General features: G+C 42.3%; 18 protein-coding genes. 11 read left to right on the forward strand and 7 right to left on the reverse strand.

Features of this window, described 5'->3' with window-relative positions:
* Positions 1–82: 82 nt before the first annotated feature.
* On the forward strand, positions 83–547 hold the full coding sequence (locus MKY99_RS09350) for a DUF2269 family protein (protein ID WP_339270064.1): 465 nt from the start codon (positions 83–85) through the stop codon (positions 545–547).
* Here MKY99_RS09350 and MKY99_RS09355 read toward each other — a convergent pair.
* The 6 genes from MKY99_RS09355 to MKY99_RS09380 all read right to left on the reverse strand — a co-directional run bounded on the left by MKY99_RS09355 (position 519) and on the right by MKY99_RS09380 (position 7,361).
* Complete coding sequence (locus MKY99_RS09355; protein WP_339270066.1) at positions 519–1,679, reverse strand: glycosyltransferase family 1 protein; 1,161 nt, start codon at positions 1,677–1,679, stop codon at positions 519–521. The genes MKY99_RS09350 and MKY99_RS09355 overlap by 29 nt on opposite strands.
* A 144-nt stretch (positions 1,680–1,823) precedes the next feature.
* Positions 1,824–2,666 (reverse strand): sugar phosphate isomerase/epimerase, encoded by an 843-nt coding sequence (locus tag MKY99_RS09360; protein ID WP_339270068.1) that lies wholly within the window; start codon positions 2,664–2,666, stop codon positions 1,824–1,826.
* Between the two features lie 17 nt (positions 2,667–2,683).
* Positions 2,684–3,607: a mandelate racemase/muconate lactonizing enzyme family protein gene (locus MKY99_RS09365; protein ID WP_339271570.1), complete on the reverse strand. Its 924-nt coding sequence runs from the start codon at positions 3,605–3,607 to the stop codon at positions 2,684–2,686.
* Between the two features lie 35 nt (positions 3,608–3,642).
* The gene (locus tag MKY99_RS09370) at positions 3,643–3,783 is read right to left on the reverse strand and encodes a hypothetical protein (RefSeq protein WP_339270069.1); all 141 of its coding nucleotides are present in this window, start codon (positions 3,781–3,783) and stop codon (positions 3,643–3,645) included.
* Positions 3,770–4,486, reverse strand: coding sequence for a rhamnogalacturonan acetylesterase (locus MKY99_RS09375; RefSeq protein ID WP_339270071.1), 717 nt, complete (start codon positions 4,484–4,486; stop codon positions 3,770–3,772). Before MKY99_RS09375 ends, MKY99_RS09370 begins: the two co-directional genes overlap by 14 nt.
* A gap of 529 nt (positions 4,487–5,015) precedes the next feature.
* On the reverse strand, positions 5,016–7,361 hold the full coding sequence (locus tag MKY99_RS09380) for a helix-turn-helix domain-containing protein (RefSeq protein WP_339270073.1): 2,346 nt from the start codon (positions 7,359–7,361) through the stop codon (positions 5,016–5,018).
* A 179-nt stretch (positions 7,362–7,540) separates the two neighbouring features.
* Here MKY99_RS09380 and MKY99_RS09385 point away from each other — a divergent pair, with 179 nt between their 5' ends.
* The 9 genes from MKY99_RS09385 to MKY99_RS09425 all read left to right on the forward strand — a co-directional run bounded on the left by MKY99_RS09385 (position 7,541) and on the right by MKY99_RS09425 (position 18,414).
* Positions 7,541–9,058 (forward strand): extracellular solute-binding protein, encoded by a 1,518-nt coding sequence (locus MKY99_RS09385; protein ID WP_339270075.1) that lies wholly within the window; start codon positions 7,541–7,543, stop codon positions 9,056–9,058.
* Between the two features lie 177 nt (positions 9,059–9,235).
* The gene (locus MKY99_RS09390; protein ID WP_339270077.1) at positions 9,236–10,798 is read left to right on the forward strand and encodes an extracellular solute-binding protein; all 1,563 of its coding nucleotides are present in this window, start codon (positions 9,236–9,238) and stop codon (positions 10,796–10,798) included.
* A 104-nt stretch (positions 10,799–10,902) separates the two neighbouring features.
* Positions 10,903–11,871: a sugar ABC transporter permease gene (locus MKY99_RS09395; RefSeq protein WP_042186647.1), complete on the forward strand. Its 969-nt coding sequence runs from the start codon at positions 10,903–10,905 to the stop codon at positions 11,869–11,871.
* A 21-nt stretch (positions 11,872–11,892) separates the two neighbouring features.
* Entirely contained in the window at positions 11,893–12,768 is an 876-nt protein-coding gene (locus MKY99_RS09400) for a carbohydrate ABC transporter permease (protein WP_042186649.1), read from the forward strand.
* 41 nt (positions 12,769–12,809) lie between these two features.
* Positions 12,810–13,913, forward strand: coding sequence for a glycoside hydrolase family 88 protein (locus MKY99_RS09405; RefSeq protein WP_339270079.1), 1,104 nt, complete (start codon positions 12,810–12,812; stop codon positions 13,911–13,913).
* 109 nt (positions 13,914–14,022) lie between these two features.
* Positions 14,023–15,144 (forward strand): glycoside hydrolase family 88 protein, encoded by a 1,122-nt coding sequence (locus MKY99_RS09410; protein WP_339270081.1) that lies wholly within the window; start codon positions 14,023–14,025, stop codon positions 15,142–15,144.
* A 22-nt stretch (positions 15,145–15,166) separates the two neighbouring features.
* The gene (locus MKY99_RS09415; RefSeq protein WP_339270083.1) at positions 15,167–16,528 is read left to right on the forward strand and encodes a glycoside hydrolase family 28 protein; all 1,362 of its coding nucleotides are present in this window, start codon (positions 15,167–15,169) and stop codon (positions 16,526–16,528) included.
* 11 nt (positions 16,529–16,539) lie between these two features.
* The gene (locus tag MKY99_RS09420) at positions 16,540–17,430 is read left to right on the forward strand and encodes a prolyl oligopeptidase family serine peptidase (RefSeq protein ID WP_339270084.1); all 891 of its coding nucleotides are present in this window, start codon (positions 16,540–16,542) and stop codon (positions 17,428–17,430) included.
* Between the two features lie 27 nt (positions 17,431–17,457).
* Positions 17,458–18,414, forward strand: a complete 957-nt coding sequence (locus MKY99_RS09425; protein WP_339270085.1) for a pectinesterase family protein — start codon at positions 17,458–17,460, stop codon at positions 18,412–18,414.
* Between the two features lie 315 nt (positions 18,415–18,729).
* Here the strand turns inward: MKY99_RS09425 and MKY99_RS09430 are convergent, their stop codons facing one another.
* On the reverse strand, positions 18,730–18,876 hold the full coding sequence (locus MKY99_RS09430; protein ID WP_223178916.1) for a hypothetical protein: 147 nt from the start codon (positions 18,874–18,876) through the stop codon (positions 18,730–18,732).
* 499 nt (positions 18,877–19,375) lie between these two features.
* Between MKY99_RS09430 and MKY99_RS09435 the strand changes: the two genes are divergently transcribed.
* A complete protein-coding gene (locus MKY99_RS09435) occupies positions 19,376–21,886 on the forward strand; it encodes a DUF4855 domain-containing protein (RefSeq protein ID WP_339270088.1) in 2,511 nt (836 codons plus the stop codon).
* The last annotated feature ends 137 nt before the right edge of the window (positions 21,887–22,023 follow it).

A 22,023-nucleotide genomic window follows, 5' to 3' on the forward strand; every position in this document is an offset into this window, starting at 1 on the left:
AGATTTAAAGGATTCTGCAAGACTATTTCCACTATCATCGTCATATGAATCTAAACAACGAATGATAGGGAGGATTGTAATCATGGAATTGACGGATATTATCTCTAAGATTGTGGTAGTCATACATGTTATAGCGGCCATAGTGGGAATTGGACCAGCTTTTGTGCTGCCAATACTGACAAGCTCTGCCAAGACAGGCAGCCAGCTTCGTTTTGTATTTGGCATGATGAAGACAATCAACAGATTCCCTAAAACGGGTGGGATTACCCTGATCGTTACAGGCATTTTGTTAATGATCATTGATAAAATGGGCTTGTCGGTGTTGTGGATCAATCTTTCATTATTATTTTTTATCGTGATAGAAGTCATTATTATTGGATTTGTTGAGCCTCGATTGAAAAAGCTGACCCAGCTCGTGATGGTGAGTGAAGGCGACGAAATCCCTGTAGGCTACACCGCCGCTATGAACAAGATCGCTCCGCTAGAAGCAGCTGTACATGTGCTCACTATCGTCATTATTATATTAATGGTAGTAAAGCCGGTATAAGATCGAAGCGTCTATTCTCAATGATCTCTTCATAATCGCGAATGAGTCCATCAAAAATGCTCTCCCACGAGCGGCCGAGCGCCAGCTGTCGCCCCTCATAACCCATAGCAGCCAGCTTTTGGGGTTGCTCTATACATGCACAAATCTCACGAATAAAAGCATCCGGGGAACGAGGTGGGGTGATTATTCCGGTGCGACCGGATGTAACCAGATCCTTTACCCCGCCTTCATTTACGGCGAGAACAGGAAGTCCAGAGGCCATGGCTTCAAGGACAACATTACCGAAGGTTTCCGTACTGGAAGGGAAGACGAATAGATCAGCCGAGGCATACAATTGGGCAAGCTCTTCACCGTGTTTGTAGCCCGTAAACGTGACATTTTGCGGCGCCTGCGACCGCATCTCTGATAATAAGGGCCCGTCTCCAACAACTAACCAATGTACCTGAGCTTGCATAGACTCGGGCAATTGCTGCATGGCGAGAGCAAGGGTGTTAATATCTTTTTCAGGGGCGATTCTTCCTACATATAGTAGTAGTAACGGTGCGGTAATTCCGTAACGATCACGAACCTGATGGCTGCGTTTTTTCGGAGTGTAGAGATTGCAGTCGATGCCTCTAGACCAAAGCTTCAAACGTTGAAAACCTTGAGCTTGGAGGGAATCGAGTGTTTCATTGGAGGGCGCGAAGGTAGCATCGCAGGACCGATGAAACCACTTCATGTACTTCCAATAAAGAGGAACAATTTTTTTCATTCGATAATATTTAAGATAGCGATCAAAATGGGTATGGTAGGAGGCGACATGAGGCAGGCCAAGCTTTCGCGCATAGCGAAGGCCGCATAGACCGATATTGAACGGAGTAGCCAAATGAAGCAGATCGGGTCGAAACGCTTTTAGCTCTGACTGGATGGAGGACATATTCGGTAGCGCGAGTCTACATTCCGGGTATAAAAAAAAGGGGATACTGGTAATGGGACGTATGGGATCGGCATAACTGTCTTCAGGAGCAGATTTCGGCGAAAATAGCAGATGCTCGATACCTCGCCGGTTCAAATGAGTGGTTAAGCGCTGAAGCGTAAGTGAGACACCATTCGTTTGCGGAAGAAATGTGTCTGTAAATAAAGCAAGACGCATAGAACCCCTCCCAGGTACTCTTGATGTCTTGATCATAACAGCCCATTATTTCATGGAGGTCAAACGGATGTTAAACAGAATATAAAAATCCACTGCACACGGTAATGGGGTGTACAGTGGATTTTTTTGTATGTGATCTTATATTTACACTTCTTCATATATCTGCTGTAAAAAAGCGATGCTTTCTCTTAGATGCAATTCAGGAGTACTCTCTAAAATGCCCTGAATATGCGGACGCTCGTATTTCATATAACGGAGAATCGGCTCGAACTCAAGCCAGCCCTGACCTACAGGAACAATTTTGATGGATCCATCTTGCACGATAAAATCTTTTAAATGAATGATGGCAATTCGATTTCCTAAGAGCTTCAAAGCTTCCATAATAATAGCTTCCTGATGCAAGTAATTTGTAGGTGACATTAGATTTGCGCAATCCAATATGATCTGAAGATTATTAGAAGGAATCTCATCCAGCAGTCGGCGAGTTAAGGAAGCGGAATACAGCGGATGATGAAGTCCTACTTCAATACCTACCGTCACACCAAAACGTTCGGCCTCTGCGACCATTAGCTTTACCGAAGTAACGACCTGTTGAAAAGCTTCTTCTGTAAAATTATCTGTGGTATACCCAAGTGCCACACTTCCGGTTTCCGTACCTACTAGACTGGCGCCGAAATCTCTGGCCAAGCGAAGATGGGTATTGAACTCGGCTAACGCTTGTGCCCGTTTGTATGGATCGGTGTCTACAATATTAACGTAACAGCCAAGCACCGCAATCTGAATACCAGCCTGTCTAAAGGCATTTCCGTAATAACTAGCTGTTCCAGGGCTTATAGCAGTCAGACTCGGAGTGCTGTCAGGAAAAGATTTCTTAAGTGCAAACTGAATATGAGCGAAATTATAAAACTGAAGCTTCTCAATTAAATCCTTCAATGGAACTTGTGTGAAATCATGTGCTCGAACACCTAGGTGCAGAGGAATACTCATATGATCGATCGCTCCTATTAGTATTGTTGTTTGTGAGGTGCTAATTTATCCCAGTCAAAGGTAACACCAGTGCCTGTTACTTCAGGCGCAACTGCCATCCCATTGTCTTTGTTAATCACTAGCGGACGTGTAGTGTATTGATCGATAGGGAAGCTATGCATTTCGAGATAACCTGCATTTGGCATAGCTGCTAATAAACTAACGTGTAATTCCTGCATCCCATGTGTGGAAACGGAAAGGTTATAGGCTTGTGTTAAGTGAGCTACCTTTAACCAGCCCGTAATTCCGCCTATATTGGAAGCATCCGGTTGAGGGAAATCTACATGGCCATATTGCAGCATGTGATGGAATTCGGTTAAGGTCCGAAGGTTTTCTCCGCCTGCAACAGCAATGCCTGATTCTTCTGCAATACGCGCATAGCCGGCATAATCTTCCGGAATCGTTGGTTCTTCTAAGAAGAGGATATCGTATTTCAAAAATTCACGAGCGGCTTTAATCGCTTTTTCTACACTCCAGCTCATATTCGCATCGACCATAAAGGCCACATCTGGACCGATTAATTGGCGCACTGCAGCCACTCGTTCCACATCTTCAGCTAATGTTTTTTGGCCTAGTTTAATTTTGACAGCCTGCAGGCCCATATCTAAGTATTTTTGATTGTTGAGGAGGAGCTTTTCTAATGGGAAATTCAAATCAATCGCTCCACCATAACATTTGACCGCATTGCTTGCGCCACCCAGAAGTTTGTAAAGCGGTTCATCTGCTTTCTTCGCACGTAAATCCCATAAAGCGATGTCACATGCTGCAATGGCGAAGCTAGCCAGACCCCCGCGAGCAACATAATGTATTCCCCAGTTCATCTGCTCCCAGATACTTTCCACACAGCTAGCATCCTTACCGATTAAAATCTGAGTTAATTCATTCGCAATTAGTGAGCAGATTGCTTTGCCGCCAAATCCGCCAGTATAGGTATAACCTACCCTTCACGACCGTCATCGGTTCTAATTTTGACAATGGGAACTTCAAAGTGAGTGTGCAGTCCGTGTTTAGCGTCCTCCATGATTTCCGGCAAAGGGATACGATAGTACTCTGTAATAACTTCTTTAATTAGAGACATCTGTGATCACTCCTTGTAGTAGTTGTTGTAAGTCTGTTAATGGTAAGGCAGTAGATTGTTCAATAGCCTGAACCACAAGTCTGGCGATGTGCTGAGCACCTTGATCAGAGAAATGAGTATCATCCATAACTCCATTTGGGTAATTCGGATGTGCTTTTTCAGGCAAATGCATGAATAACTTTTTGGATTCTTCAACACCTAACGAATGATAGAGCGCTTGCGAAGCTGCGAAAATATCAAGCAGCGGTGTTTGCGTTTCTTCAGCTACCTGCTTCATGGCCTCGGGATAAGCGCCTACAGCAAGCGGGTCAAGCTCTCCATCGGAGTTGAAGCGGCGGCGACTTACAGAAGTAAGTAGAACCGGAGTCCCGCCTAACTGCCGAGCAGCTTCAATATATTGAATTAGGTTTCGGCGATAGTCAGTGTCGGGATCAGTGTAACGCAAAGGATCTTCTTTTTTCTCATCGTTATGTCCAAATTGAATGAAGAGGTAGTCACCGGCCTTGAAGTCCTTAAGGATGTCCTCCAAACGGCCGTCAGTTATAAAGGATTTGGTACTGCGACCATTAATGGCGCGATTCTCGATTCGAACAGAAATTCCAAAATAACCTTGCAGGTATTCTCCCCAGCCAGTCATAGGTTTTTCTCCAGCGCCTTTGATAGCCGCAGTGGAATCTCCCGCGATAAATAATGTGGGTGTCATAGGATCTTCTCCTTGAATGTAGTGGTGTTTACTTAGCCATTTCTCAGAAAGGGAAAGCCATTGCTGGCAATGAGGATGTTCTTTAGCAAGCCCTAAACCATGCCGTCCTTATTTTCCACAGGAACGCTGGCATCATTTGCAATAGTCCATATAAAAGTTGGAGGTGTTATTGAAGTCATCTGTGATTCTGAGAAGTAGGCGTGAAGCTCAGCTTGTGTTGGGCGGTCTCCCAGGCGTTGCAAGGGGATAAAGGGTGAGTAGTGAGGTTTCCAGAGAGAGCTCGGTTTGTTCTGCATGGTTGGAATGTACACGGAAGCTCAACATTATGTTCCAATTCCTCCTTAAAAGGTTATTTGCACACGTTAACATATTTCAGAAAAAAAGAGAGACTCTTTTTTGTGAAAATATAAGAAAGTATAAGTTTCACACGATACTTTATGTCTTATATTTCTCGCTTAAACGCTTGCCGTCCATATTAGGACGCCGAAGGCGTTTATGCTTGTTCCACCTTAACAATAGTTCTCTCTTTTTACATTGATTCGTCAAAGGTGGATTTAAGTTTTGTGCCAGCGTTGTGATCCCGGTATTGTCCGGGTGTCATGCCTTCCTGCTTACGGAAAGAGCGAATGAAGTTCTGAGAGTTGTTATATCTTAATTTGGCTGCAATATCTTTAATGGGCATGTCAGTTTCCTTCAGCCATTTTTTCGCCATTTTAAATCGGTACATCGTTAAATATTCGCTGAAATAGTACTGGGTCTCCTTACGGAAGACGCTGCTGATATAGTTGGCATTATAATGCAGACGCGAAGCACACTCTTCTAAAGTAAGATCTGTATCATAATCATGTTGTATCAAATCGATGATCTTCTCAGAGATGTTGTGGTATTGCGCATTTTGTCTGCTATTAAAAATCTTGATCATCGGATAAATGACCATGCTCCAGAACCAATCTTCAATTTCAGTCACAGTATGAAGGTCATGCAGCTCCTCAAATATGGAACCATTGGCATGATAAATTTGATTTAAGCTAATACCGGATTCCTGCATCATAATGAGTAAATTATTGAGTAAGCGCGTCAACGGGATCTGGTATTCCTGTGGTGAAAGCTCATGAGCAAAGATAGATTTGAAGAGCAAATGAATGAGTTCCTTTGCTTTATCTGTTTCAGCTAATTTGATAGCGTCCAGTAAGTCATTTTCTTTATGAGTAGGGTAGTTCAAATTCAGATAGTGCTTGCCAGAGTTAATATTTTCATACTGGATAATGACACCTTTACCAAGTTTGATCCGATGCTTCAGTGCTTCGAGTCCCTCTCTGTAAGCCGTGGATAATTTATCGAAGGTGTTGAAGGGAAGGCTCAGACCAATGCTCACCTGAAGCTTTAGGTAGTTGTTTATTTCCTGCTGCAGCTTCTCCGTTAATGAATATAATGTCTTGTGAAAAGACTCGGTATCACTGTCTGGACTCCCCAATAATACGACTACTGCATGATCCATAATTACAGGTGCCAGTCGTTGTTCAGGGCAGACTAACTCTTCGATTATATTGTGGGCAGCGAATAATAAGAGATTAAGATCTTTTTTCTCATAGCTGGAATCATCGGCAAAATCAATCGACAACGTAATCACAGCCATCGTCTTCCATTCTTCGAGCTGCTTATGGTAGCCGAATTGTTCCAGCTCTTCCTGCAGATCGCGCTTCTTAACGTTGCCATGGAAAGCATTGATTAGGAAGAAGGTACGCACCTGTTGGATATGCTGACGGACTTCTTTTTCCAGCTGTGATTTGGATTGGAATAAAGAATGAACTTGTTCTCCAATAATCTGAAATTCATTCGTGTGTCTGGATTTAATGTCCGGTTTGCGTTGGCCCATTTGATTGAGTAGTCTTTCAATGGGAGTGTACATCCGTCTTGAACCGATCCATGCCAAGAGAATAGACAATAGAAGCATAAAGCTACACACGAATATCGTAAACAGGCTAATTTTTTTGGATTCTTTCGTTAAACTTTCCATGGATGTAACCGAAAGATAGACCCAGCCATTCATCTGAGAGCGCATGTAAGTGACGGAGTAATCCTTCTTGTGGATCCTGGTCTTAAACTGACCTGAAAGTTTAGATGGATTAGTAATGAAAGAATCTTCTGTAAATCCGCCTTCTTTCATTGGTTTCCCGATCAAATTGCGGTCCGGATGGAGCAGGAATCGACCTGTCTTATCCAGAACGATAATATCATCGAGTGGCTGTACATCCGAGTTAATGAAATCCTGAAGACTGCAGACAGGAATATTAGCTAAGGCAAGCCCATATTTTTGCAGCTTATTGGTTGGGAGTTTCTTGATAAGACTAATGCTGTAGTTACAGCCTGTGACGTTAATGCTTTCCTCACTGTAAAATATGGAGGACGGGTTCAGGATCCACGAGGTATCTTCGGCAATATTCATCAGGTTGGTGAGCTGCGCATGGTCCTTGTACTCATTTAAGCGATATACACCAGAATTTTTGATCATCCAATTTTGCTGCTGATTTAATAAGATGACATCTTCCAGCTTCGTATCGAAGGACTGCATATTGCGAATTTCGTTTCTTAAATCATTGTATAAAATGAAATCGGTTTCATTTAAAGGGTTGTTTAGTGCTTTTTTTAATACACTAGAATTGATCACTTGGTTTAATGTTTGATTGACAGTTGTTAACTTATGTTCTACATTTGAGGTGATTTGTAAGATTAATTCCATTTTGCTGTTGTTAACGTTTTTTTGAATTTCTTTTGAAGATGTGAAATATGAAAAAGAACCGATGAACAACACAGGCAGCGTGCTAATTACAAAGGCAAACATCGTTAGCTTACTTAGAAAGCTTAATGGTCTCACGGGACTCAGCACCTTTACTTATGTAGAAGTAGACACTTAATCTAAGTGTATGTAACTTGGTATGAAATAACAATAATCATCTCGTTCTGTGATAATCATTAGCTCTAATTATGCTTATAAATTGTAAAATTTTCAAGATATAGAGTGATAATCCTTACAATACCTAGGAGGCCACAGAAATGTCTAAAGTATCTATGGGTAAAAGGGCAACGCAGTATTTCTGCTTATTTACCATGCTCGCTTTCTCTTTTTTAAGCGCTTGCAACGATAAGGAATCTGCCGAAGCCGGCCCAGTAGTATCTTCCCCGAGCATCTCAATTTTGGCACCCCTTCATTTTCCACAACAGCCTTCGAAAGAGATTATGGCAGAGATCGAAAGACTGACAGGTGTGAAGCTCGATATAAGGTGGGTTCCAGAGGGGGTCTACACGGATAAGATGAACACGGCGCTTACGACCAATTCCCTGGGAAAGGTCACATTTGTAAAATTCTCAGACTATAATCTGGTGAAAAATGCTATTCGTTCGGATGCCTTTTGGGAGATCGGCCCCTATCTTCAGGAGTTCTCCAATCTTAAACAACTGAACCCCGCTATTCTTAAGCAGACTTCTGTAGATAGTAAGATCTATGGCCTATATACGGAACGCCCCTCTTCCAGACAGGGGGTCATTATTCGTAAGGATTGGCTCGACAATCTCCATTTAAATAATCCACAGACACTGGATGAACTGTATGAGGTTATGAGGCAATTTACATACAACGATCCAGATCAGAATGGCAAACAGGATACCTTCGGATTAGTCGATCGAAATGATCTTGTGTATGGGGTATTCAAGACATTAAGTTCGTATTTTGGCACCCCGAATAATTGGAAACTAGAGAATCATCAATTCGTTCCTGAATTTGTGACCGCTGAGTATATGAACACCATGAATTTCATGAAGAAATTATATGATGAGAAAATTATTAATCAGGATTTCGCCTTAACGAGCAAAGAAGTACAACGTGATAAGTTCATTAATGGTATTGCTGGTGTATTTATTGGCAGTATGACAGATGTAAAGCGGCTGTCTATTGAAGCTCAGAATTTGAATCCAAAGGCAGAACTTACGTTAATCAATCGGATCGAAGGGCCAGTAGGATATAAGGTGTGGTCGATACCCAATTATAATGGACTCTATCTCTTCTCCAAAAAAGCCATTGCTACGGAGGATGAACTCCGCGAGGTACTCGAATTCTTTGATCGAACCATGGATAAAGATGTAGCGAATATAATGATGTATGGGTTTGAAGGGCGCCATTATAAGCTTGAGGGTGGAAAAATCATTCTTCCCGAGGAAACCTCAGAACTGCGGGTGCAAGAAGTAAATCCGTTATATTCTTTGATGATTGCAGATATTAGTAATAAGAACATTATGGAGGTGGCTCAGAAGGAGCAATTGACCTCACTTGCGGATCAGCTAAGTAAAGATAATGAATCTTTTCTGGTCGACGATCCGACCGTGTCTTTAAGCTCATCCACCTATGATGAGAAAAATGTGGAATTGTCTACAATCATTGTGGATGCTACGTACAATTACATACTAGGCAATATAACCGCTGAGGGATTCCAGAAGGAAGTTGAGAAATGGAGAGCTAGCGGAGGAGATCAGATTATTAAGGAATATGGTGAGGCTGAGCTTGGGATAGAAAAGTAAATAGGTTAGTTTGATCCACTGCGGATGACGCGGTGGATTTTTTTGTGTTATCACCATAATCATTTGATCAGATCCCTTTAAGAACGGGGCTTTATGGGGAAATGATTGTTTTCGTAACCTTGCCGACGATGTAACGTGGAACTCGTAACCAATACAAATTATGGAGGTCAAAATGGTATGAAGAAGAAATCCTTCACCATGTTGTTGACGGCACTGTTAGCGTTCAGCACATTGTTAGCTGGATGTGGTGGTAACAACAACAATCAAGCAAGTTCTGAAACTGCAAGTGGTGAGAGCACTACTAAGCCAGTTGAGACAGAAGCACCTAAAGAAGAAGTGAAAGCAGGACCAACAGAAATTAAGATTATGCTTCCATTAAATATTCCAGAGACCCCGCCTGATACGATTAAGCTTGAACTTGAAAAATTGACCAACACGAAGCTGACCTATCAATTTTTCCCGGCTGATACTTATGAAGAAAAACTTAATTCATCTTTTGCAACCGGCTCACTGCCGCAAGTGACGTACTTGAAGAATCAGACAACCTTCATTCAGATGAAAGAAGCGATAAAAGACGGACAATTCTGGGAAATAGGTCCGCTATTAAGCGAGTTTCCTAATTTGAGTAAATTGAAACCAGAAATTCTGAATAACACGAAAGTGGACGGCAAGCTGTACACCTTATATATCGGCCGCCCTCTAGCACGTCAAGGTATCATTTACAGAAAAGACTGGGCTGATAAATTAGGACTTGCTGCACCAGCAAATGTAGATGAATTATTCGAAATGGCTAAGGCCTTCACGGAACAAGATCCAGACGGTAATGGACAGAAAGATACTACAGGTATTATTGACCGTAATGAGTTAACCTATGGAGCTTTCAAAACTGTCTCTTCTTGGTTCGGAACACCGAACACCTGGGGAGAGAAGGATGGAAAATTAGCGCCTGAATTTACATTCGATGAATATTTCGACACGATGGACTTCTTCAAAAAAGCTCGTGATGGCGGATACATTAATCAAGATTTCGCTGCTACCAGTAAAACAGATGCTGTAAATATGTTTAAGGCTGGAAAGGGTGGACTCTATATTGGGGGCTCCATGCAAGATATTGATTCCCTCAATAAAGATACTATTAAGAATAACCCTGATGCTGTTTTGGATGCGCATAGTATGGTTGCAAGTCCAGATGGAAAGTATGCTCAATGGATGATTCCAGGCTATAACAATGTTGTCTTGTTCCCAAAATCTGCTGTAAAAGATGAGGCAGAACTCAAGAAGATTCTTGCTTTCTTTGATCAAATGATGACCCCAGAAGTAGCTAATTTGATGTATTGGGGAATCGAGGGTACTCACTATACCGTTGAAGACGGTAAAGCAAAAGCTACAGATGACAAAGAATTGATTGAACGTGAAGTAAAAGGATATAAGGACAGCGTTATCGGCGAAGCTGAAACCAATGGAATGTACGAGAACTATAACACGCTGCCAGGAAGAATTCATGCGGATCAATTGGTTCTTGAGAATGTCAAGGTGGGGGTACCAGATCCAACAGCTGCGATGGATTCGGCTACGTACACAGAAAAAGGTGTTGAGCTTCAACAGATTATTACCGATGCAACTTATAAATATATCTATGGACAGATCGACAAAGCAGGGTTCGAAAAAGAAGTTGAGAACTGGAAGAACCGTGGCGGAGCTAAGATTATTGATGAGTACAACGCATTGTATAAGAAATAAAACCTAGCTGAAAAGGTTGTTGATTTTGTTTCAACAACCTTTTCTCTTCATAGTCACATGGAGAAATAAAGAGTTTGAATAAAGAAGGAGAAAGGAAGAGAATCATGCAGGAACTCACCGCACAGCCCAGTCCAGCTCCACAAATAAAGCGTGAGACTTACAAGAGCAGCAGTGAACTTAAAAAGCGTCTGTGGAGAAATAAATGGCTCTACGTCATGCTAACACCGGGAGTGCTATATTTTATTATTTTTAAATATTTTCCTATGTACGGACTAATTATCGCCTTTCAAGATTACAAACCTTATCAAGGAATAACAGGCAGTAACTGGGTAGGAATGAAGCATTTCAGCAGGTTGTTCACAGAGCCGGATTTCTTAAATATTTTAGTGAACACACTTGTGCTTTTCGGATTAAACATTCTTATCTATTTTCCAATGCCGATTATTCTTGCCCTGATGTTGAATGAACTTCAAGGCAGCTTTTTCAAAAGAACCTTTCAGACGATCTTCTATTTGCCCCATTTTCTGTCGTTGGTTATCATCGTCTCCATTTCTTTTGTAATGGTTACGATGGATGGAGGAATTATCAACGAGCTACTTTCCTATTTCGGATTTGAAAAAATTAATTTCCTGCTGAATCCTGGATGGTTCAGGCCCATGTATATTATTCAGGTGATTTGGAGAGAAGCAGGCTGGGGAACGATTATTTATTTAGCTTCCATAGCTGCCATTGATCCAGGACTTTACGAAGCATCACGTATGGATGGAGCTGGACGACTCAGACAAGTCTGGCATATTACACTTCCAGCGATTAGAGGCGTAATTATCACATTATTTATTTTGAAAATTGGTTCCGTTCTGGATCTTGGATTTGAACATGTGTTTCTGCTGCTTAACTCCATGAATCGAGAAGTTGCGGAAATTATCGATACGTATGTATATACTGCTGGTCTGAGACAGGGGCAGTTTAGTTACAGTACAGCCATTGGATTCTTCAAATCAATTGTGGGCTTGATCATGGTTATGTTGGTGAATAAAGCATCTAAGAAAATGGGAGAAGAAGGCGTTTATTGATATGTTGTGGGAGGAATAGAAATGGTAGAAGATAAAACAATCAGTGGCAGAATTTTTTCTGCTATAAACTTCACGCTGCTTGCGATCATTGCTTTAATAACTGTGCTCCCCCTTGTTCACGTTGTAGCAGGCTCTTTCACAACGAGTGCAGAACTAGCTTCTAGTAAGTTTGTACTGATCCCAAAGGTATGGAGTCTGGAAGCATACAAGTTCATCTTTTCAACGAATACAATATTTAAAGCCATGGGTGTTTCCATTGGTGTTACGGCAGTAGGTACTTTCCTCAGCTTGTTTATAACTTCTTTGATGGCCTACGCTCTTACCAGAAGAGATCTGGATGGACGTAAAGTGGTTAACTTTATGGTTGTGTTCACGATGCTCTTTCATGGTGGAATGATCCCAACCTTCCTCGTGGTAAAGGAATTGGGACTAATAGACAGTTATGCAGCGCTTATTCTTCCTTCAGCAATTAGTGCGTTTAACATGATCATTTTGAGAAATTTTTTCCAAAATATACCTGAAGGTCTGGAGGAGTCGGCCAAAATTGATGGTTGCAACGACTTCGGAATATTATTTCGAATTGTATTGCCATTATCCTTACCTGCGTTAGCGACTATCGGATTGTTCTATGCGGTTACGTATTGGAATACTTACATGAATGCGATTCTGTATTTGGATGATAGTTCGAAGTGGCCAATACAGGTTTTGCTCAGACAAATTGTTGTCCTTGCCAGCGGTATGGATCACAGCTCTACACTGGATACAACTGTTCCACCGCCAGACCAAACAATTAAAATGGCTGTTATCGTTGTTGCTACTTTACCAATAGTTTGTGTATATCCATTCATACAGAAGCATTTTGCCAAAGGTGCCATGTTAGGTTCTATGAAGGGCTAATAAGAGGAAGAGAGAGATTATTCTTTGGAAGGAGCTTGGAGATGACTGGCAGGATACCAACAACACCAATGGATTGGGCAAAAAAGGCATGCGATTCTTTAATGGATATTTATAGAGCGGGAGAGCTTCCTCCAGCACATCGTTGGCATTACCATCAAGGTGTATTTCTGTGTGGGATGGAGCTTTTGTGGAATGCTTATCAAGAAGACCGCTATATTAACTATATTCAGGAATACGTGGATGATTTGGTAGATGAATATGGTAACTTTTATTTCGCCCGCGATGAGCTGGATGCTGTTCAAGCTGGACAACTGCTGTTTAATCTTCATAAACGGACAGGTAAACTCAAGTATCGCATTGCTGCGGAGAAGCTGAGGAATTTATTGCTTACGTTAAACAAAACCTCTGAAGGTGGGTATTGGCATAAGGATAAATATGCTAACCAAATGTGGTTAGATGGGCTTTATATGGCAGGCGTATTCTCGTTAAAATATGCTAATGTCTATGGCGATCCTAGCTTACGTGATACAGTTCTGCATCAAGAGATGTTAATGCGTAAGTATATGAAAGATGAGACAACCGGGTTATTGTATCATGCTTGGGACGAGAGTCGCCGGATGCCATGGTCAAACCCGGAGACAGGGTGCTCACCGGAATTTTGGAGCAGATCGCTGGGCTGGTATGGTCTCGCATTGTCGCAATTTCTTGATCTGTTGGCCGTCCAAGACCCAGCCCGAGCTGAATTATCTTCTACTTTACGTGATTTTGTTGATGCCCTTATTCGTTATCAAGATCCGGTAAGTGGACTTTGGTATCAGGTCGTAGATAAGGGGCATGAGCCGGATAATTGGCTGGAGACCTCAGGTTCATGTTTATTCGTCTACACGATTGCCAAAGCAGTGAAGCATGGCATTGTAAGCGATGTGGAAGTCGCTACAGCCGCGGCTAGAAAAGGGTATGAAGGGTTAATCCAAATCATTCAGTGGGATGAGCAGGATAGGTTGATTTTGCCGGACATTTGTATCGGTACTTCGGCTGGGGATTACGAGAGTTACGTCACTAGACCTAAAGTTAAAAATGATTTACATGGCGTAGGCGCGTTGGTGATGGCTTGTGTTGAGATGGAGAGCTTAATCCAAGGGTGATTCGATTGAATTCTTACTAGACAATGACTTGATTCTCTGGGACTGAGAATCAAGTCCTATTATTTTGTGGGAAGATATTCTTAAATTTAATGATAATCAGGGGGTTGGGATGAAGAGATCACATTGGGCAATCCGCACAGCAGACTCAATCATGGCGAGGACACCAAAGCTTTATGAAGATAAAGGCTACAACGGAAGCTGGACGTATGACTACGGTGTCGTATTGAATGGATTTGAATGGCTTTGGAAGCAAACCGGTGATGCGAAGTATCTGCAATTCATTCAAGATCAGATGGATAACTTTATTCAGGAGGATGGCAGCGTTAAGGGTTATCGCCTAGATGAATACAATATCGATCACATTAACAACGGGAAATTATTATTTACGCTATATAAAGAAACCAAGCAGGAAAAATATAAACAAGCGGCTACCTTATTTAGAAAGCAGCTTGAGACACATCCGCGAACCTCTGAAGGTGCTTTTTGGCATAAAAATATTTATCCCTATCAAATCTGGTTAGATGGTCTTTATATGGGTGCGCCTTTCTATTTAGCCTACTTGCTAGCTTTTGAAGAAGGGCAGGGGCTTGAAGATGTTACGAAACAATTTATCTTGTGTGAGAAGCATACGAAGGATTCGGAAACTGGTCTGCTATATCATGCATGGGATGAACAGCGTCTTCAACCTTGGTGTGACCGCAAGACAGGATGCTCTCCAAACTTTTGGGCGCGTTCACTTGGCTGGTATCTTATGGCTTTAGTAGATGTTCTAGAGTTATTGCCGAGTGAGCATTCCGATTATCCAGAGCTGGTGCGTATTCTAAACGATACTTTATCAGCTGTGAAGAAATATCAGGATCCTGAATCTGGCGTCTGGTATCAAGTAGTGAATCTGGGGCAACGCAAAGGGAATTACTTTGAGGCTTCCGCTTCTAGCATGATTGTGTATGCTATGGCGAAAGGTATTCGATTAGGCGTATTAGAGGCTAGTTGGTACGAACCGTTAGATCTCGCCTTCCAAGGACTTATCTCAGAGTTTGTTCTTGAGACCAAAGAAGGATGGGTCAATCTAAATAAGAATTGCCAAGTAGCAGGGTTAGGTGGAGCAGATCAACGCGACGGCACGTTCGCTTATTACATTAGTGAGCCTATTGTCACTAACGACCAAAAGGGTGTCGGTGCTTTCTTGCAAGCCTGTGTGGAGTACGAACAATTAAGAGGCTGGATCTGATATAGAATAGGAGTGCTATAAAATGTCCGTATATAATATTGAGGATTTTGGAGCGCTTAAGAATAGCGGGATGTTAGCGACAGAAGCGATTGCGCGTGCGATTGAAGCGGCAAGTGAGGCTGGTGGAGGAACCGTTAATGTGCCAGCAGGTACTTTCTATACGGGTGCGATTGTTATGAAAAGCAATATTGAATTAAATTTAAATCCAGGAGCGATTCTTTCATTCAGTACGAATCCGGTGAATTACCCTGCGGTGGAATGTAGATGGGAAGGGGTGAAGCAGCAGGTTCATACGCCTTGTATTCATGGCAAAGGTTTAGTTAATATATCGATTACCGGAAGCGGAACTATTAATGGTAATGGTAAAGCATGGTGGGATGTATTTCGGAACCGCCCTGAAGAGCTCAAGTACCCCCGTCCGACTTTGATTGGATTTGATAGCTGTCAGCGGGTAACGATTAAGGATGTCTCGCTAGTGAATTCTCCAAGCTGGACCGTTAATCCTGTGGGCTGCTACAATGTGACGATTGATAATCTGTCCATTAATAACCCGGCTGATTCTCCGAATACAGATGGTATTAATCCAGAATCTTGTACGAATGTTCGGATTAGTAACTGTAATATTGATGTAGGTGATGACTGCATTGCTATCAAAGCGGGAACTGAAGATACGAAAGAGCGCATTCCATGCGAGAATATTACGATCACCAATTGTACCATGGTTCATGGGCATGGGGGAGTTGTACTCGGAAGTGAAATGAGCGGAGATATTCGTAATGTAACCATTAGTAACTGTGTATTCAAACAAACCGATCGTGGCATACGAATGAAATCAAGACGTGGACGCGGAGGGACGATTGAAGATATTCGGATCAGTAATATTGTAATGGAAGACGTCATTTGTCCGTTCACACTAAATCTATACTATTTCTGTGGACCTCGCGGGAAAGAGAAGTATGTGTGGGACAAAAACCCTTATCCGATTACAGATGAAACGCCATGCTTTAGACGAATTCATTTCGCCAATATTACCGCACGTAATGTACATGCATCTGCGGGATTCTTATATGGACTTGCAGAGCAGTATGTATCGGAGATTACTTTTACAAATATTGATATCTCCATGGCACGCAATGCAGTTCCCGGGCATCCGGATATGATGACAGGGATCGAGAACATGAACAATCGCGGATTTTTTCTGGGCAATGCAAGGGATGTGCAATTTCATCAGGTGAGCATCCAGAATCATGAAGGGCCTGCTTTTTATATTGAAAATGGCGAAGCGATAGAGATCATGAATTGTCATTCGAAGAACACGAGCAAGCCAGAAAAACTAGTTGAACAAGTTACAGTTTCGCCTACAGAACAGAATGTGTGTCCGTAAGGGAGGGAACCATGGAGCCTGATAAACTGAAGGAACTGTTGGGCGATCTTCCGTTGGATAAGCCGATTGCCGTAACTGTGATGAACCAAGAGGAGCGGGACGGATATAGTCTGGAATCTCTTTTACTGGATCTTAATGGAATTGAACAAGTGCCTGCTTATGTAGCAATCCCTTTGGATAAGGAAGGGCCGTTTCCACTAGTTGTCTTTAATCATTCTCATGGAGGGAATTACGCGAATGGACGTAACGAGTTTGTTCGGAGTAGTTCCTATTTGCAACAGCCCTCTTTTGCTAAAGTCTTAACAGAGATGGGTTACGCTGCTTGTTGTATCGACATGTGGGGATTTAATGAGCGTGGTGGTAGAACTGAGAGTGAGTTAGTGAAGGAAATGCTGTGGCAGGGGCAGGTCATGTGGGGCATGATGCTATATGACAATATTCGTATGCTAGATTACATGTGCCAACGTAAGGATATTGATACGTCACGAATCGCAACAATCGGTATGTCCATGGGTGGTTTGATGGCATGGTGGCTGGCTGCATTAGACGAACGAGTCGGGGTGATTGTCGATATTTGTGGTCAAGTAGATGCACATACCCTAATTGCGGTAAGAGGACTAGATCACCATGGTTACTATTCTTATGTGCCCGGGTTATTGAAGTATTTCACAACGCTCGATATTCAAAAGCGGATCGTTCCCCGCCCGCGAATGAGCCTAGTAGGCAGAAATGATCGGCTATGTCCCACTGAAGGAGTAGCACTCTTGGATAGAGGGCTGTCCGAAGCTTATCAAACGGCAGGGAAATCAGAACATTGGCAACCTGTCATTTCTAGTGGTGGGCATATGGAGACCTTGGAAATGCGGACTTTATGGCAGCAATTTTTGGCGAAGCATCTCTAAAATCCATAGAAAGGAACTTAGCCACCGATGCTAGTAGTAGGCAAAGAATCCTGTTGCGATTATCACACGATTCAAGAGGCGATAAATTCGCTAGAGCGTGAGCCAATTAGCCAAGCGGATACGCTCTATATTTTGTCAGGTGTCTACCATGAGACAGTTAGAATTTACCGTTCTAATCTTACGATCATTGGACTTGGAACCGTGGAAATAACCATGAATCGTTATGCCAAAGAGCGTGATGAAGCGGGTGAAGAAATCAATACGTTTGCTACACCAACGTTATTTCTGGGAGGTACCGACCTGGTCTTAGAGAACCTGGTGATTACCAACAGTGCTGGGCAGGGAGAACATATTGGTCAGGCGGTAGCCGTTTATGCACATTGCGACCAAACCGTGTTCAGACATTGTACCTTCAAAGGGTATCAAGACACGTTATTTACAGGACCTTTGCCGCCTGCTCCACGAGAGCGAGGGGCATTCGGAGGCATTCCACTGAGAGATCATCATATCCATTATCGCCAGTTGTATCAGCATTGTTATATAGAAGGAACGGTTGATTTTATTTTTGGCGGTGCAACGGCTTATTTCGATCAATGTGAGATCCGAAGCTTGCGTCATAGCGAGAATCAAGCAGGGTATATAACAGCAGCTTCGACACCCGAGCGACAGTCACATGGTTTTATTTTCAAGAATTGCTTCTTAACAGCCGACCCTGATATTACTTCAGTGTTTCTAGGACGTCCTTGGCGTGAGTACGCTAAGACTGTATTTGTGGGTTGTCAGATGGGTTCGCATATTCATCCTTTGGGCTGGGACAACTGGAATAACTCAGCGAATGAGCAAACTGTAAGATATCAGGAATATGATGTGAAGGATGCTGCGCTCCTAAGTAAGAAGCGTGTTCCTTGGGCAGATTGCTTTGAGGATGGGGGAGAAGCGCTGGATAAAAAGTTTGTTTTTGCTGGGTCGGATTTTTGGAAGTAGGTACTGTAATTGACTTGTCTAAAAAAAGAGGCAGCCCTGGACGAGTGAAACAAAGTCCTAGGCTGCCGTTTTTTAATGAATGAGCGCTTTATCATTTATTCTTTTGTTTTCTTTCAATATATCTCCAAAAGTAATAGATCAACCAAAATACCATAGGAACTATTAAAACATAAGGCCTTTGGATTGCTGGAAGAATGTAAAATAAAAATAGCCCAATTATTATCGTTGGTAGCAATAGAATAAAATACTTTTTCCAATGCATTTCTTCTCCGCCCTTTTACTTAATACTAAAAAAATATCTTGTTGCTTTAAGTGTTAATGCCCTCGTATATCAAGATCACTTAATGGATAGTCACTACTGCCCCAAGTATAAACAATATAATAGCTGATTAGTTGTTCCTCTGCTTTCAATGCTTTGAATTTCAAATCACGATGTTCAATAAAGGTAATGTTATTACTCACTTGCTTTTCAACTACGTAGCTCCACTCATTCTCGCGATACTTTGAATAAAAATTATTTAATTCTTCTAAAGTTAGCTCCGATTTGATTAAAATAGCGCAAAAAAATGGCATTAGATTTTTCTTTGTGGAATATGCAATATAATTGTTAATAAATGGAGTGGTTCATTAAGCTAATGGGTAGGAGGTTTAAGATCAATCTCGGAGAACCGTACCACAAATAAGGGCAAGTTTTTTTTTTTGAATTCCTTGCGGCGTATGGGTTTGAATATATGTGCGTAGGTCACATTTCGAAGAAACAAGAGAAAGGTGCATCGGTTCATTTTTTGATTTGTAAAAAGGTGTATATGAAAGTAAACAGATATCTATTTTCAAGCATAAAATTGCCTCATAGAATTAGTCGTAAAGGGGCCGTTTGGAGCTTGGATAAAATGGACACTCGGATCAAGACCATGTACCAGACTTGTTAAAATCATTTAAACCTAAGAAATGGGGATGAAAGATGAAGCGAAGTCAGAGGTATCCAAGACGAAGTTCCTTGCTGTTATCATTTGTGTTAATCTTATCGATTGTTTTTTCTGTTCAACCATCAGTAGTGAAGGGAGAAGGGGATAGGTCGCCGAAGATTTCGCAGGGGCAGGAGGATCAACAGCCTTTACTTGAAGTTCCTAATCAGCAGGGACAACAAGAAAAGTCCGATCCTGATCTCGAGCAACAACCCCAGTCTAACTTAGAACAGCCGCTTGCCGCTGCTGCTGCAACAGGATATTTCCCACCAAATACCGCGGCATCTGGGAATGTGAAGAACATGGCTTTGCTTTATACTGGATATTACGGTGGACGAACGACATACGAGGGAAGAGAAATCGGCACGTATGACAAGAATACGCTTTTGCCCTATGTTGCGCACTACAACAGTAATAATGTGATGGATGACACCTTTTTCGATTCATTTCTATTTCTAGGAATCAACACATCTGACTATAGAGATTTTGGTGATACAGCGGACCCTGCCAAGTGGACCTATAAGGCGGATTGGGAATGGTATATAAACCGCATTTTCACCTCTAATCAACAGCTCGATGCCCTCAATCAAGCAACCCAGCAAGTTGCAACCACACTAAACCTAACAAATTACAAATCCAAAGTATATATTATGCTGCCTTATCCTAATAGCGAAATCACCAATTTCGGAGATGTCGATAACGACGGAATCAGCGAAAATCTGAATTCGATGCCTAGCAATATGACGAAGGTAACCAAATGGTATATCGACACCGTATTAAGCAGATGGAATCAAGCCCAATACAGCAACCTTGAATTAAAAGGCTTCTACTGGTTCCATGAAGATATTGATCCCGGCAATCCGGGTGAAGTAAATGCAATTAATAACTCTGGTAACTATCTTCATACGCTTGGTCTGAAACTTGCCTGGATTCCATACTTTGGTGCCGGACAAAGCAACAACCGGAATAATTATGCAATCGATTTTAGCATCCAGCAGCCCAATCACTATTTCGTTCCGGAGACTGATTATTCGAGAATGACGAATGTATCGACTCAAGCTCAAACATATAATAAGGGCATCGAAATGGAGTTTGACGAAAGAGCGATGTTCGACCCCGATTTTAAAAACAGATTCGATAATTACTTAAAGGCCGGCGTAGAATACGGATACATGACGGGAGCGGTCAAGGGTTGGTATCAAGATATTTTTGGGATATACAACTTGTATAAAAACAAGAATAACAACGGTGTAAACGGAGTTTATGACGGGAGACAGATGTATGAAGATATCTACAAATTTGTTAAAGGAACGTATACCATTCCAGTTAATCTTGCAAGCGGTAAATCGGCAGTAGCCTCATCCAACCAAAGTTCTTCTCTATCCGCTGCTAAAGCTGTTGACAATTTGCCGGGTACACGGTGGTCAAGCCAACAGTATTCAAGTACAGAGTGGATTTACGTCGATCTCGGGCAAGCTAATAACATCAAACGCGTTAAACTTAACTGGGAGTATGCTTACGGCAAGAGCTACAAAATTCAAGTATCGAATGATGCGGTCAATTGGACCGATGTGTATTCGACAACGACAGGCAACGGAGGTGTAGACGATATAGGCTTTGTGCCTACAACGGCAAGATACGTGAGAATGCACGCAACAGAGAGGGGCACGAGCTATGGTTACTCTATTTATGAGTTTCAAGTATATGGAGACAGCGTCGGATCCGCTACTACAACAAATTTGGCGTTAAATAATACAGCTACGTCATCTTCCAATCAAGAGGCAGCTCTTTCTCCGAATAATGCGGTTGACGGTAACGTGACGACAAGATGGGCCAGTCAGTTTGCAGACCCGCAATGGATTACGATCGACCTTGGGCAGGCTTATAACATAAATCGAGTTATATTGAATTGGGAGCTTGCCTATGGCAAAGGCTACAAGATTCAAGTATCGAATGACACTGTCAACTGGATGGATGTGTATACGACAACGAATGGAGACGGGGGGATTGACGATATATTCTTTACTGCCGTAAATGCAAGGTATGTAAGAATGTACGGAACCCAAAGAGCTTACTCCTTCTATGGCTATTCCTTATATGAATTCCAGGTTTATGGCAAACCGAATCTAGCGTTAAACAAATCGGCAACATCCTCTTCCAACGAGACATCTACATTAACGGCCGATAAAGCGGTGGATGGTAATGTAACGACAAGATGGGCCAGCCTGTATTCAAATCCGCAATGGATCTATGTAGACCTCGGACAGGAAACCCGCGTCAACAATGTCAAACTCAACTGGGAGTATGCTCATGCTAAGGGCTATAAGATTCAGGTGTCGAACGATGCAACCAACTGGACGGATATATACATGACAACGAATGGAGACGGTGGTATAGACGATATCTACTTTGAACCGGTAAATGCAAGGTATATAAGGATGCATGCGACAGATCGAGGCACAGGCGACTGGTATTCTCTTTATGAGTTCGAAGTTTATGGCAGCTGATCCATTAGCATACGTAAAGCCTAATATGGGGTTCTCATCCCAAATAACAAAACAAGCCCATGCACGAAACACTGTGCCGGGCTTGTTTAGCTTGGACCCCATCACATGTCAGGCGGAATATATCCAATATCTCGGCT

This window comes from Paenibacillus sp. FSL R5-0470 (assembly GCF_037975205.1).
Taxonomy (GTDB): Bacteria; Bacillota; Bacilli; order Paenibacillales; family Paenibacillaceae; genus Paenibacillus_AQ.